This window comes from Salinivibrio proteolyticus (genome assembly GCF_001996165.1).
GTDB classification, from domain to species: domain Bacteria; phylum Pseudomonadota; class Gammaproteobacteria; order Enterobacterales; family Vibrionaceae; genus Salinivibrio; species Salinivibrio proteolyticus.
This window is the reverse complement of record NZ_MUFP01000014.1, coordinates 26,067-38,360: the sequence shown is the minus strand read 5'-3', so window position 1 is coordinate 38,360 and position 12,294 is coordinate 26,067. Positions and strand designations below refer to the sequence as shown.

Below are 12,294 nucleotides of genomic sequence, written 5' to 3'. Positions count from 1 at the left end.
TTATTTTCGCGTGCTGTAGCGCAGCGATTGTTATTTCTGCTCACTCCGCTATGATGCCTGTTGATTGTTGTTATCGCATGTGGTGTTTATGGACGCGTCTGAAATTATTTCCCATTTTGAAGTCAAGCAGCGTTGGATGGCCTGCCATGTTAAACAAGCCCAATATCCAACCGCTGAGAGCTTGGCCGGATTCGAACGCTACCATGCCGAAGAGACGTTACCCACTCATGCGACTCGGCCACCAGCCTCTGCCAGCGCACCCTTGACACTTTATTGGGTCGATAACCATCCATTGATGCTGCAATACGCCAAGCTACAAGCAGCACAATGGCCGGACGATGCCCGCCCCGACATGCTTGCTTACTTCGCGCAACTTGCTCTGCATGATGGTGTTGAAATTGCCGAAGCCACGGTCTCTTTGTGCATTGGCACCCAACACGGCGAAACCTGCGCCGCCGCCATGCGGGTAGATACCCAAGAAAACGGCCAGCCAATCAGCGGCATTTATGATCTGATTGCCCCCACTGACGACGCCCGCGCACAACTTCTACACGCAATGATGGAGGCGACTGACGACAACCGCCAATGGGTGATTGCCGACTAACCCTGATGCTTAAGCGACTTGAAGACGCTCGCTATTGAACGAACATTTCACAGGAAAGAGAGTGTTGTGTTTGGGAGAAGAGATCGGGATTTTCTGTAAGCACTTCTGAGTTAAGAAGTGTCATCTGTGAAGGTTCTGGACAAAAGTGAGTCAGTGACTTCGCTAATTTAGCTGTCCCTGAATAACTTTTTGTATCCCAAAACGTCAAAGACCATCGTTATATACGGTGGTCGATATGCAAGGCTCTGGACAAAATCTTTCACTCTTCATCAACACTATTGGATTTATTATATGCAGGGTTTATCAGTGAGTATTCAATATTTCACTTATCTAGTGGCCAATTGAATTAGCGCCTTGCTTTTTCCATACCCAACAATGTTCTTTTGCGCTCTAGTCCCCAACGGTAACCTCCTAAAGAACCGTCACTGCGCAATACTCGGTGGCAGGGGATAAGAATCCCAACTGGATTTTTGCCACAAGCGGTTCCTACAGCGCGAACAGCCCTCGGGTTATCAATATGCTCTGCAACCTCACCATAGCTCATCACGTCCCCTTCTTTGATGCTTAGTAAAAACTGCCACACCTTGATTTGGAATGCCGTGCCTCTGATATCAAGAGGCACATCGGGTTTGGGAGTGCCCTGACTAATATGCTGATCTAAAGCCAACATCCAGCTATCCAGCTCTGGTGCGTCTTGTGCCGCAGAAAGTACAAGCCGAGCCTCTGGAAACTCATCACCTAACAGAGTTAGCAAAGAACCTTTGTCATCACCAAACTGTACCGAGCATACCCCCTTATCTGTCGCAGCCATTATCATGTACCCAAGCACTGTCTCTCGACATGCATAATGGATAATTTCACCCTTACCGCCAGCTCTGTATGCTTTTGGCCTCATGCCTATATTTCTGGTCACTTCACCATATACCCGACTTATTGAGCCATAACCTGACGAATAAATCGCATCAGTCACACTCTCTCCCTCTTTTAACGAACGCTTAAATTTTCGCATTCGCACTGCATCCTGATAATGCTTGGGTGACACACCAAACATGTCTTTAAATAAGCGCTGTAATCGGGAAGGTGAAAGCCCTGCAATATTACCTAACTGGGTTAGTGTCATTTTGTCTTCGGCATGAGTTTCTATATAGCGAGCCACATCGATTAGCTGATGAGTACGCTCGTCCTGTCCTGTTGGATTGCAACGCTTACAAGGACGAAACCCTGATTGCATTGCGGATTCAATATCTAAGAAGAATCTCAGGTTTTCTGGATTTGCCGCTTTGGTTGAACAGGAAGGCGAACAGAATACACCAGTAGTGATGACGCCATAGTAAAAATGTCCGTCAAAAGATCCATCTCTCTGCGCTACCGCATTTTTCATTTCATTGTCAGATAACTTTGGCATAGCTACGCTCACTGTTTCGCGTGATTCATCAGTATCTCATCACACCAAGTTTGATGATACCATCCGATTCTTGCTGGTTAATTCGAGAATGTTTATTTACCCCTCAATTCGAATATGGCGCAATTTTCGGATGTTTAAGAGCGGTTCATATAGCTAACATGAGTATTCATCAAAACCAAAACAACCAATAAGGTATAACCTTATGAATACAAACTTTATTATAAAACCAATTGAAAAGAGCATGTTTAGTGAATATTTTAACCTCAACGACCAACAACTTGAAAAATTCAGTGCAAAATGGTTGATTGCAGACTCAAAGCCTGGTTTCCCATGTCGAGTATCTTTAAAAGAAGCTGAGATTGGCGAGAGGGTTTTACTCATCCCGTACAAATATCATGACGTAAACTCACCATATAAAGCTTCTGGGCCCATTTTCATTCGGGAAGATGCTGTAGAGGCAAAATTGAACATAAATGAAATTCCCGAAATATTAACTAAACGCCTACTGTCTGTAAGAGCATATAGCGAAGATAGTATTATGATTCATGCTGAAACTACTTTGGGTTCAGGTTTGGAAAAGATTATTTACAATCAGTTGACCGACGCCAACGTTAAATACCTACAGGTTCATAATGCGAATCCTGGTTGTTTCAACTGTACTGTATATAGAGCCTAGATGTATCAAATCTTGTGTGATAGGGAACTGATCTGCTCCACTCAGACTGGAAAATCATCCAAGCGAATCATTATGTAGATATAAAATGGAGGGTGAAATGTTAAAACGTGATGGTTTTTGGGAGTTTCCTTTCTCGGCCACTCAATGGCTAACCATGAGCAAAAGTACGGTGATTTCAGTGGCACAATCTGCCACAGAGCAATTACGTTAACGCAGAAAGGAGCAAAAACAACTTAAGCAACCGAGAACTTCCTTCTCGTTACCAGCGTGAGATGAGGGAAAAACAGCCAGGCTGATGGCCTGACTGTTTGGGTTGAGGCAGGTTATATCCGCTTTAAGGGCTTAACGACGCTTTCTAAGCCTTCAACTTTTAATGCTAAGCACAATTGCATCAGCTCCCCGAGCTCGCCGTCGGGGAATTCTGCTTTGTTTTGAAACCACAGTAAGTATTCTTCAGGCAGATCAATCAATACACGGCCTGCGTACTTGCCAAACGGCATGCGCATGTTGGCCAATTTAATCAGTTGTTCTTTGTCCATGAAGCATTCCTTGTCGATTACGCCGTGGCTTGTTGGGTGTTCTCACGCTGCTGAGCAATCATTTCAAGCAACATGGTTTCACGGACCAGCGATTGCCCGGCTTTGTCGCTGTTTGCCATCACCGCTTTGTTGTGCGCGATCGCGTGAGACAAATTCACCCACACAGGTCGCATGCCGTTATGGATTTCATAGTGCTCAAACGTGGGAGTGCCAAGCTCTCGATCGACTTGGCAGTAGAAGCAGTAAGAAAACATGTGCATCACATCAGCGCCGTCACGATACCAAGGGCGGTATTCTTCAAAGCAGCCAAACGGGCGAATATCACGAATATGTTGTGCACCCGTTTCTTCTTGTAGCTCGCGGATCATCCCCTGCTCTGCAGTTTCACCCTCGTCAATACCGCCACCGGGTAACGAATAATCATCATAGCGTGCGGTGTACATCAAAAGGATCTCATCCCCTTGCAGCGCAATCGCGCGGGCCGCATGGCGTGTGATAATGGTTTTGTTGTCGAGCGGTAACACGCGCTCATCGGTGTGTTGGGCGATAATCTGCATAAAGAACTCAGGCAATACGAAAGCAAAGCGCGCGAGTATAACACACTCGCACGATTCGCCGCAGCGCGTTACAAACCGCGAACGTTGTTACGCCAAGGCGGTGCCTTTTTCTGGTACATGGCCGCTCGCCACGAAGTGAACAAACGCTTCTTTATCTAACACCACCGCGCCTTCAGCGTGCGCTTTTTCTATCATCGCGTTACTGGCGAAATCACCAAAGCAGAGCACATCAACCGCCTCTTGCGTGTGGTCGTTAATCGTCATACCGCTTTGCAGTGCCATCTCTGATAACTGACTTTCTTCATCGTTTGGAAAGCCTAAGAAACTGACTTTAAACCAGCCATGCTTGGGGGTGGCAAGTTTGATCAAGCCCTCTTCCGGACGTACCGAATGGGTGTTGCTCACGCGCGTATCATTGGCTTGAGCGGGCGTGTGATGCTCAACAGATGACGAAACGGACTCAGACGCCACCGCGTCTGACCACGTAAAGGGGCCGAAGTCCGATAAGCCTTCACAGAACTGAATGACTTTATCTTTCGCTGGGCCAGACATATCAGCGGGAAATGTGAAATGCATGGTGCCATCGGCGTTTTCGCTCACATCGATGCCTTTTACCAGCCAAGCTGGCAGTTTTTTTGTCACCGCTGGCTGGGCTGGTGGCTGCACGCTGGCGGGTGATGTGGTTTCCTTGCCGGTAGGTTTTAATTGCTCAATGGCATTTTTCCACCCCCACTTGAGCGCTTGGCGGACTAAATAAAACCCAAAGCCCAATGCGCAAAGTGCGAGCAAACTTAACGTAGCTGATCCCCTCGTGTGCGGGTTGGTAGGACCATTAACAAATAACATAAATGCAATCACCATATAGCCAAAGCCGAGGATACGGCTAAACGCGCTATACTTTTTGTCCAATAAGGTCCAAACACACAGGTAAGGAATAAAAAAGATTCCTACGATTAAAAGGCCACTCGGCTTGGTGGTGGCGCGTGCATCAGTATTCATGATGGTTGTCTCTACGATGAATAATCATACGGCGAAAGGAAACGCGCGAAGCCCCTGGGGTTCCGCACACGGAGCGCGCATAAAATTACGCCAACGTCCAGAATAATGCGAGCTATATGTCTTATTTTATCGACCTTCTTCCCGAACCCCGTGCTCTTTGCTATCCAGCGTGGTGCTAAAAAACCCGTATGGGCGAATTTATCGACATTATTGACAGACTCGCCCGTGCAAGTAAGGTTAATCCTGTGACGACGCGAGACCTTTTGCGTATACTGCCCGCCCTTACTGATTAAGACAGAGAGATCATCATGAGAGTTTGTGCTGTTGATTTAAAAGCCAATGAAGCGAACATTGTATTGCTAGACAGCGACAACGGCTTGTTTTCTGTGCCTGAGTGCCGCGCAAAAAAGATCACCGTTGCCAAGCCTGAAGCGCAAGAAAGCATCCAACACTTTCATCGCACCATGAGCAAGCTGGTCGAAGACTATCAGGTAGAAAAGATTGTGATCCGCGAGCGCCCAACCAAAGGCAAATTTGCTGGTAGCAGTGCTGGATTCAAGCTAGAAGCCGCGTTGCAGCTGATTGAGGGAACGGATGCTGAGGTGCTGCCAAGCAGCGTAATGAAGCAAACCCTAAAACGTCATCCTGTTGATGTGAGCTTAAAAGAGCTCGGCCTTAAGCAATTCCAAGAACAAGCGTTTTTAACCGCTTGCGCGTATTGTAACCAGCACAACAACTAATTAAGTGATAACCACAAGGATGTGTTATGAGCCAAATCACGTATGCATCACCACTCGGTGAGTTAACCTTAACCGCGAATAGCGACGGACTCACCGGGTTGTATTTGCCTAAACGCGCACCGCAACCCGTTAATGCATCGTCTCACTCCGCCCAACGGGTACTGGATGAAGCATGTCGTCAGCTGGATGGTTACTTCAATGGCACGCGCCAACACTTCTCTTTGCCCCTCGTCCCACAAGGCACGCCCTTTCAGCAACGGGTGTGGCAAGCGCTACAAGCGATTCCTTATGGGCAAACGGCCAGCTATCAGACCATTTCTAACGCCATTGGTAACCCAAAAGCCAACCAAGCGGTTGGCGGTGCGAATGGCAAGAACCCGATTTCTATCATCATTCCTTGCCATCGTATTATTGGTCGCCAAGGGCAGCTGATTGGCTACGGGGGCGGTCTTGCGGCCAAACAAGCCTTATTGATATGGGAAGCAACCGGCGAATGGCCAACCACGCTCCCCAATCCGCAAAGTGGTAAAGAGAAAGCCTTTGTCGCTTAGCTATGCTGCTAACGCTTTTATCAGTCGCTCTGGGGTCAATTTAAAACCGCAGTGCAGGTAAAAGCTTTGCGCATCGGCTTTGTGATAACTCGGGACCACTTCAATCTGGTCACACCCTCTTGCCTGCAAACAGGTCTCCGCGGCACTGAGTAGCTGGCGGCCGAGGGTCATGTCTCGAAAGTGTTCATCCACCATAATGGTGCTGATGCGCCCGACATGGTTGGATTTATCCAATTGTAAGATCACGTTGAACGCCACCACGCCTGCCACCAACCCACAAAGCTCAGCGACTAGCACGTTGGCATCCTCTGCGTGAATCAAATCGGTGAGCGTTTTCTTCATTTGACGCCACGGAAGTGGGTCAGGCTGACAGCGCTCACACAAAGCGCAAATGGCATCGATATCGTGAAGGGTTGCCTGTCGAATCATGGTGTCTTCCTTGGTTGCCGAAGATAAGTCTCTAACATTTGCGATGGGCTAGGCCGTTGCATGGCAGCCCAGCCCCAAAACGATAAAGCGACGATTACTGTGCCTGTGCCATTTGCCCACCTTTCACGCGTGAAAGGGTGACGCGACGGTCAAAGAAAAAGCCTTCATTGTCGGCTTGGTCGGCCAATGGCTGGCTGTCTCCATACGCAACCGTATCTAGCTGCGCCGGATCGACTCCCACTGATACCAAGTAGTCATAAACCGCTTGCACACGTTGCTCTGACAGCGCTTGGTTATAGGCTTTGCGCCCCCGTGGGTCGGCATACCCGGCCAATTGCCATTGCGCATCCGGCATTTGCTGGATAAACCCTGCTAGCTCATCAAGCTGAATCATAAAGTGGGGTTCAATATCGGCCGAGCTGGTTCGAAACTGAATATTCATCGCTAAGTCGATATCCTCAATAGAATGTTGCTCGGAGCGCAAGCGGGCAAGCTCTAATTGAGCTTCGTTGTATTTTTGCGTAACAAGACTCAGCTGTTCATTTTTCGCATTCATCGTTTCAATCGTATCTTGCTGCTCCGTCGCAAGAGTTTCAAAACTCGCGTTCTGGCCCATCACAGTGCCGATAATCGCCCCCGCGACTGCGCCGACCGGTCCTGCCACTAACGCGCCGGCTACCGCGCCGCTGCCCATCCCGATCAGTTCTGGTTTTTTGTCTCGCTCAACATGTGTGGCGGCCATCCCTTGTGGGGTTGCCACGACAAACATAGAAACCGCGAATACAGAGTGTGTGAGTGCTTTTTTGATATCCATAATGTCCTCGAAAATGTGCTTGTTGTGCCGTGCTGGCGATGAGGACATTAAAACAAGCCGATCAGGCATTTTGTGGGAGTAAAAATGGCAATGTGGCGATCAATTGTGGCAAAAAAATGGCAATTGCGCGGAATCCGGCAAAAGGGGTTTTCTCTGCGCTGAGTTTGGGTATAGTCACTGCAACACTCGTTACCTATCCCGTACCATGAAGCAGATAGCAATTGTTGAAGATGAAGCCGCCATTCGCGATAACTATGCCGATGTGATTCGTCGCCAAGGCTATCAGGTCAATACCTACGCCGATCGTCCATCCGCCCAAACCGCTTTTGAGCAACGTCTACCCGATTTAGCCATTATCGACATTGGTCTGGGGAATGAAATTGACGGCGGCTTTGCGCTATGCCAAGCCTTGCGTGCGATGTCTGCAACAGTGCCGATTATCTTCTTAACCGCTCGGGATAGTGACATTGACACTGTAGTGGGACTGCGAATGGGCGCCGATGATTACTTGACCAAAGACGTCTCACTGCCTCACCTGATGGCACGCATTGCCGCCTTGTTTCGCCGCAGTGATCTCTTGGCCCAAGCGCCGGCTAGCCAAGTAACGAGTCTGCATTGCGGCCCGCTGAATCTTGACTTGGATCGGATGCGCGTTTACTGGCATGACACTTTAATCGATCTCACTGTGACCGAGTTTTGGATGGTCCATGCCTTGGTTAAACGTCCGGGCCACGTCAAAAGCCGTCAAGCACTAATGGATGAAGCGCACGCAGTGGTGGACGACAGCACCATTACCTCACACGTGAAACGGATCCGTAAAAAGTTTCTCGCCGTCGATAGCCAATTTAATTGCATTAGCACCGTCTATGGCATGGGGTATCGCTGGGATGAGGAACACCCATGAGCCTGAGTCGACTGCGTCGTTATGGCTTAAAAGGACGTCGCTGGGTCCGAGAAGGGCTGGCCGGGATCCGTACCAAGATTGTGATTCTCTCGAGTTTTCTGCTGCTGCTGCCCTATTTGGGCTACCAGTACGTGTGGGAAATGGAAAGTGTTTTACGCCAAGGCCAAGAGCAGACGCTAATGGGCACTGCTCGGGCCTTTGCGATGGGAATGAACGAWCGCCCCAGCTTGTTTACCCAGCATGCCCCACCCTCTGCCTTAGAGCCGGGCAAAGACTTACATGCATTTCGCTTAACCCAGCCGATCTGCTTAGATGGCAATCTTGAAGATTGGCAGCCCTATCGCCATCATCAGCGCCTTTATCAACGCAACGGACTCATCTTTAGCCAAGGTGCGTACAATAGTGACACGCTTTCTTTGGCGATCATGAGTGGCAGCACCGACACTGCGGTGTATTTCGCGCTCGATATTATCGATAACACCCCTGCCACGCCGCAAGCGACAGGCGATATCGATAGTCAAGATCACCTCATCTTGGCACTCACCTCACCGCAAGGAGCGTTTTATCGGGTCGCTATCGGACAAGCGCCTGATTCAGACAATGCAACAATCATCCATCTTGATAACGGTCTTGCTGACAATGCCACCGGCGTAAATATCGAAGGCCCGCCCCAACCACTTCCCATTGCCGCTAAGTGGCGCGCCACCGAGCAAGGCTATCAAGTTGAGATCAAACTGCCAGCGGCGTGGGTCGGCCAGCAGCTCGGCATCGCTTACTACGATGTGGACGACAGTTTTAACCGCGGCCTACGCGCGATTATTGGTACCGCATCGACACGTTCAGCGGCAACGCTGGGTAGCTTTATGATGCCTTCGGCCCCCATTCAAGCATTAATTGAGCGAATGAATAATGGCGCCTCCAGTGTTTGGGTGGTTGATCAACACAGTCGCGTGCTAGCAAAAGCGGGTGACATCCAAACTTCCACCGGTGTCTGGCAACCTCGCCAAGCGATCCCAGAGCAGCAAGGCGTCATGGATTGGATAACACAAACGCTGCTACGCCCTTGGTACGATAAACTGCTTGTGACCCCGCCTGAGCATTTTGTCGATGCGATGCAACAAGCCTCAATTTATAAGGGCGTACAGGCGCAACAAGCCTTACAAGGGCGGCCTTACGCCAGTTGGCGCAGCTCAGATGACAACCAAGCGATGATCTTAACCGCAGCCTACCCGATTTGGTTGGACGGTAAAGTTGCGGGGGCCGTGATTGTTGAAGAGACCACCAATGGGATCCGTAGCCTGCGTAATGAGGCCCTCGAAACCCTCTTTTCTGTGATGCTTGCGGTGATTTGTACCGGCGTGCTCTTGCTGCTGTTATTTGGCTCGCAGATCGCTAAACGTCTGCGTCGCCTCCAACAAGAAGCTAATCATGCTATCGATAGCCAAGGGCGAGTTACGGGCACAATCACACCGGCAACCAGCCACGATGAAATCGGTTTATTAACCCAAACCATCACCGACATGGTGGGACGCATTGCTGGCTATAACCAGTATCTTGAAAAAATGTCGTCTCGCTTATCCCATGAGCTGAGAACGCCCATTGCGGTAGTGCGGTCGTCATTGGAAAACATGGCCTATACCCAAGCGGACCCTAGCCAGCTAACCTACATCAACCGCGCTCAAGACGGCGTGCAGCGCCTAGCGGGGATCTTATCGACCTTAACCGAAGCCACACGCCTTGAGCAAAGCTTTGATAACGCCGATAAAGAGCCGGTCAATCTCAATGCACTGATAGAAGGCTGCGGGCAAGGCTATCAACTGGCGTATCCGGATCATCGGTTTAACGTCACGCTACCAGCGCAGACCGTCCGCGTATTCGCTGTACCCGATTATCTCGCGCAGTTATTGGATAAGCTCGTGTCCAACGCGGTTGAGTTTGATGATGGCGCCACCCCGATTGATCTTGCGCTGAGCCTTGACGCTGAGCATATTATCATCACAGTGAGTAACGCCGGGCCGCTACTGCCCGAGCATATGCGTGATCAGCTGTTCCAATCGATGGTTAGCGTGCGGTCAGAGTCGCATAAATCGGACAAACCGCATCTCGGTTTAGGCCTTTACATTGCGCGTCTGATTGCAGACTTTCACCAAGCGACACTCGTGGCTAGCAATCGCGCCAGCCAAGATGGTGTGACAATGTCACTTATATGGCCAAGTTCGCAGCAGCTTGGCGAGGATTGATCTTCCCCTTTATCGTGTCGATACTGAGGGTTCACTGACAGGGAGAGCTAACATGATTGACTTTTATTCAGCCGCCACACCCAATGGCTACAAAGTTGCTATCGCCTTGGAAGAAATGGGGCTGCCGTATCAATTGCATGCACTCGATTTAATGGCGAACGAACAGAAGCAACCGGAATTTCTGGCGATTAACCCCAATGGCCGTATTCCTGCCATTGTCGATCAGGACAACGACAATTTTGCCGTGTTTGAGTCCGGTGCCATTTTGCTCTATCTCGCGGAGAAAACGGGGCAATTTTTACCGTCAGATCCCAAAGCGCGCTCGCAAACTATCCAGTGGCTCATGTTTCAAATGGGTGGAGTTGGACCGATGATGGGCCAAGCGAATGTGTTTTACCGCTATTTCCCAGAGAAAATCCCAGCCGCAATCGAACGCTATCAAAAAGAGGGGCGACGCCTACTCGAAGTGGTTGATGGCCAGTTGCAAAAACATCCGTTCCTTTCCGGCGAAGAGTACACCATTGCCGATATGGCCACCTGGCCTTGGGCGCGCATTCATGAGTGGAGCGGCATTGATATTTCGGGGCTCGATGCCTTAAAAGCGTGGCTAGATACGCTGGCAGAAAGACCCGCCTGCCAAAAGGCCTTACTCACGCCCGCCCCCTCTGACGCGACAGATGAAGAGCGTGCCAAACAAATTCGCGGCATGGTCACACGCTAGGCTGAGCGGTATACTAGACGGGCAGGCACGTCATTGGCCTGCCCTTTTTGTTCTGTCTATGCTGTCGAGGTTTTGTCGTGTTAACGCCCTGTATTGGTTTGTGCCGCCGTGAAGAAGATGTTTGTGTAGGGTGCAAGCGTACCCTCGATGAAATCATTGCGTGGGGCAAAATGACCGACGATCAGCGCGCCGCGATTATGGCTGAGCTCCCACAGCGTCCTGACCCAAAACCGCCTGAGCCCATTCGCCCCTCACGAAACCCGTTCAAACGACGATTCAGCTGATGCCACCAGTGGTTTACGGTATTCAATAATCACTTGGTTACCTTCGTAGTACACGGCTTCAATGTCGCCATCGACAATGACTTTACTGGTTACCAACACATCTTGGTACGCTTGTTCGCGCTCACGCAGGCTGGGTAAGATTTTGTTGGGCTCTACGCCCATCGCTTGGCAAAATGCGAACACAAAACGGCTGTCGAGTGTGGCATCGCCATGAATACAACGTGAAAAGGTAAGATGGCTGACTTCTAAGCGTTTTGCCATTTCAATTTGCGTGATCCGTGCTTTGGCTTTGTACGACATCCACGTGTCGTAGAGGGCTTGTCGATCCTCTTGGTTAAACGTCATCCTAGTGTCCAATCGAAAAAAGAGCATTGGCTGCAAGGGTAACAAGCCACGACCGACGAATGTCAGCCTGCCGTTAAGCGCGAGTTAATCTTGCCGTGTGGCACCGACTTCGCTAGGATCGCGGCTACGCGCGCAAACATAAGAGCCCCCTATGGACATTAATTTGGCGAACCTGCCTGCTGATGAAAAACAAAAAATAGAACTCGACAAACAAGCCGCCTACGCAGTTTGGAAAGTGGTGAACAACAAAGCAGAATCGAGCTTGTTCGAGCAAGAAGCGTATGCATTGACTGAATGGCAACGGGACTTCTACCTCCAATGTGTCGAAAAGTACCGAGCCCAACCAGAGGCTTTCATCATTCCCGAACAAGAACCCCCTGTCAGCTAATCATCCCGCGCCTATTGAGGAGCGTTTACACAAAGCGCTCCACACGGATAAAAGTAACCGACTTTAAACCAGTTATTCTCCCTGCCAATAAATCACCT

Annotated in this window: 16 protein-coding genes; 9 read left to right on the top strand and 7 right to left on the bottom strand. The window is 49.9% G+C overall.

The genetic code is table 11. From position 1 onward, the window contains the following. Window positions 1-88 precede the first annotated feature (88 nt). Window positions 89-604 carry a hypothetical protein gene (locus BZJ19_RS11365; RefSeq protein ID WP_131826395.1) on the top strand — a complete coding sequence of 172 codons (516 nt, stop codon included), beginning with the start codon at window positions 89-91 and terminating at the stop codon, window positions 602-604. A gap of 346 nt (window positions 605-950) precedes the next feature. On the opposite strand, the gene BZJ19_RS11360 is transcribed toward BZJ19_RS11365, so the two are convergent. Beyond that, the gene (locus tag BZJ19_RS11360; protein WP_077675711.1) at window positions 951-2,009 is read right to left on the bottom strand and encodes a bifunctional transcriptional activator/DNA repair enzyme AdaA; all 1,059 of its coding nucleotides are present in this window, start codon (window positions 2,007-2,009) and stop codon (window positions 951-953) included. 202 nt (window positions 2,010-2,211) lie between these two features. Between BZJ19_RS11360 and BZJ19_RS11355 the strand changes: the two genes are divergently transcribed. Next, on the top strand, window positions 2,212-2,685 hold the full coding sequence (locus BZJ19_RS11355) for a DUF1203 domain-containing protein (RefSeq protein ID WP_077675710.1): 474 nt from the start codon (window positions 2,212-2,214) through the stop codon (window positions 2,683-2,685). Between the two features lie 323 nt (window positions 2,686-3,008). Here BZJ19_RS11355 and BZJ19_RS11350 read toward each other — a convergent pair whose 3' ends face one another. From BZJ19_RS11350 to BZJ19_RS11340, 3 genes are all read right to left on the bottom strand, one after another. Further along, complete coding sequence (locus BZJ19_RS11350) at window positions 3,009-3,224, bottom strand: DUF3820 family protein (protein WP_077457216.1); 216 nt, start codon at window positions 3,222-3,224, stop codon at window positions 3,009-3,011. 17 nt (window positions 3,225-3,241) lie between these two features. After that, on the bottom strand, window positions 3,242-3,781 hold the full coding sequence (locus BZJ19_RS11345; RefSeq protein WP_069591215.1) for an NUDIX hydrolase: 540 nt from the start codon (window positions 3,779-3,781) through the stop codon (window positions 3,242-3,244). An 87-nt stretch (window positions 3,782-3,868) separates the two neighbouring features. Then, window positions 3,869-4,780, bottom strand: coding sequence for a hypothetical protein (locus BZJ19_RS11340; protein WP_077675709.1), 912 nt, complete (start codon window positions 4,778-4,780; stop codon window positions 3,869-3,871). 308 nt (window positions 4,781-5,088) lie between these two features. Between BZJ19_RS11340 and BZJ19_RS11335 the strand changes: the two genes are divergently transcribed. Continuing rightward, window positions 5,089-5,520: a DUF3010 family protein gene (locus BZJ19_RS11335; protein ID WP_077675708.1), complete on the top strand. Its 432-nt coding sequence runs from the start codon at window positions 5,089-5,091 to the stop codon at window positions 5,518-5,520. Between the two features lie 26 nt (window positions 5,521-5,546). After that, window positions 5,547-6,071 (top strand): methylated-DNA--[protein]-cysteine S-methyltransferase, encoded by a 525-nt coding sequence (locus BZJ19_RS11330; protein ID WP_077675707.1) that lies wholly within the window; start codon window positions 5,547-5,549, stop codon window positions 6,069-6,071. On the opposite strand, the gene BZJ19_RS11325 is transcribed toward BZJ19_RS11330, so the two are convergent. Together BZJ19_RS11325 and pdsO are read right to left on the bottom strand one after the other, a co-directional pair. Next, window positions 6,072-6,500, bottom strand: coding sequence for a GNAT family N-acetyltransferase (locus tag BZJ19_RS11325; protein WP_069588709.1), 429 nt, complete (start codon window positions 6,498-6,500; stop codon window positions 6,072-6,074). A 94-nt stretch (window positions 6,501-6,594) separates the two neighbouring features. Next, window positions 6,595-7,314, bottom strand: a complete 720-nt coding sequence (pdsO, locus tag BZJ19_RS11320) for a sortase-associated OmpA-like protein PdsO (RefSeq protein WP_157891185.1) — start codon at window positions 7,312-7,314, stop codon at window positions 6,595-6,597. Window positions 7,315-7,519: 205 nt separating this feature from the next. Here pdsO and pdsR point away from each other — a divergent pair, with 205 nt between their 5' ends. The 4 genes from pdsR (at window position 7,520) to BZJ19_RS17455 (ending at window position 11,463) form a co-directional block, all read left to right on the top strand. Continuing rightward, entirely contained in the window at window positions 7,520-8,218 is a 699-nt protein-coding gene (gene pdsR / locus BZJ19_RS11315) for a proteobacterial dedicated sortase system response regulator (protein WP_074214755.1), read from the top strand. After that, on the top strand, window positions 8,215-10,458 hold the full coding sequence (pdsS, locus tag BZJ19_RS11310; RefSeq protein ID WP_102136133.1) for a proteobacterial dedicated sortase system histidine kinase: 2,244 nt from the start codon (window positions 8,215-8,217) through the stop codon (window positions 10,456-10,458). Before pdsR ends, pdsS begins: the two co-directional genes overlap by 4 nt. A 52-nt stretch (window positions 10,459-10,510) precedes the next feature. Beyond that, complete coding sequence (locus BZJ19_RS11305) at window positions 10,511-11,179, top strand: glutathione S-transferase family protein (protein WP_077480859.1); 669 nt, start codon at window positions 10,511-10,513, stop codon at window positions 11,177-11,179. 77 nt (window positions 11,180-11,256) lie between these two features. Next, window positions 11,257-11,463: a DUF1289 domain-containing protein gene (locus tag BZJ19_RS17455; RefSeq protein WP_198532242.1), complete on the top strand. Its 207-nt coding sequence runs from the start codon at window positions 11,257-11,259 to the stop codon at window positions 11,461-11,463. Here BZJ19_RS17455 and BZJ19_RS11295 read toward each other — a convergent pair. After that, window positions 11,431-11,808: a helix-turn-helix domain-containing protein gene (locus BZJ19_RS11295; protein WP_077480861.1), complete on the bottom strand. Its 378-nt coding sequence runs from the start codon at window positions 11,806-11,808 to the stop codon at window positions 11,431-11,433. The two genes, BZJ19_RS17455 and BZJ19_RS11295, sit on opposite strands and share 33 nt — an antisense overlap. Window positions 11,809-11,959: 151 nt before the next feature. Between BZJ19_RS11295 and BZJ19_RS11290 the strand changes: the two genes are divergently transcribed. Further along, window positions 11,960-12,196 carry a DUF3283 family protein gene (locus tag BZJ19_RS11290; protein ID WP_077675706.1) on the top strand — a complete coding sequence of 79 codons (237 nt, stop codon included), beginning with the start codon at window positions 11,960-11,962 and terminating at the stop codon, window positions 12,194-12,196. The last annotated feature ends 98 nt before the right edge of the window (window positions 12,197-12,294 follow it).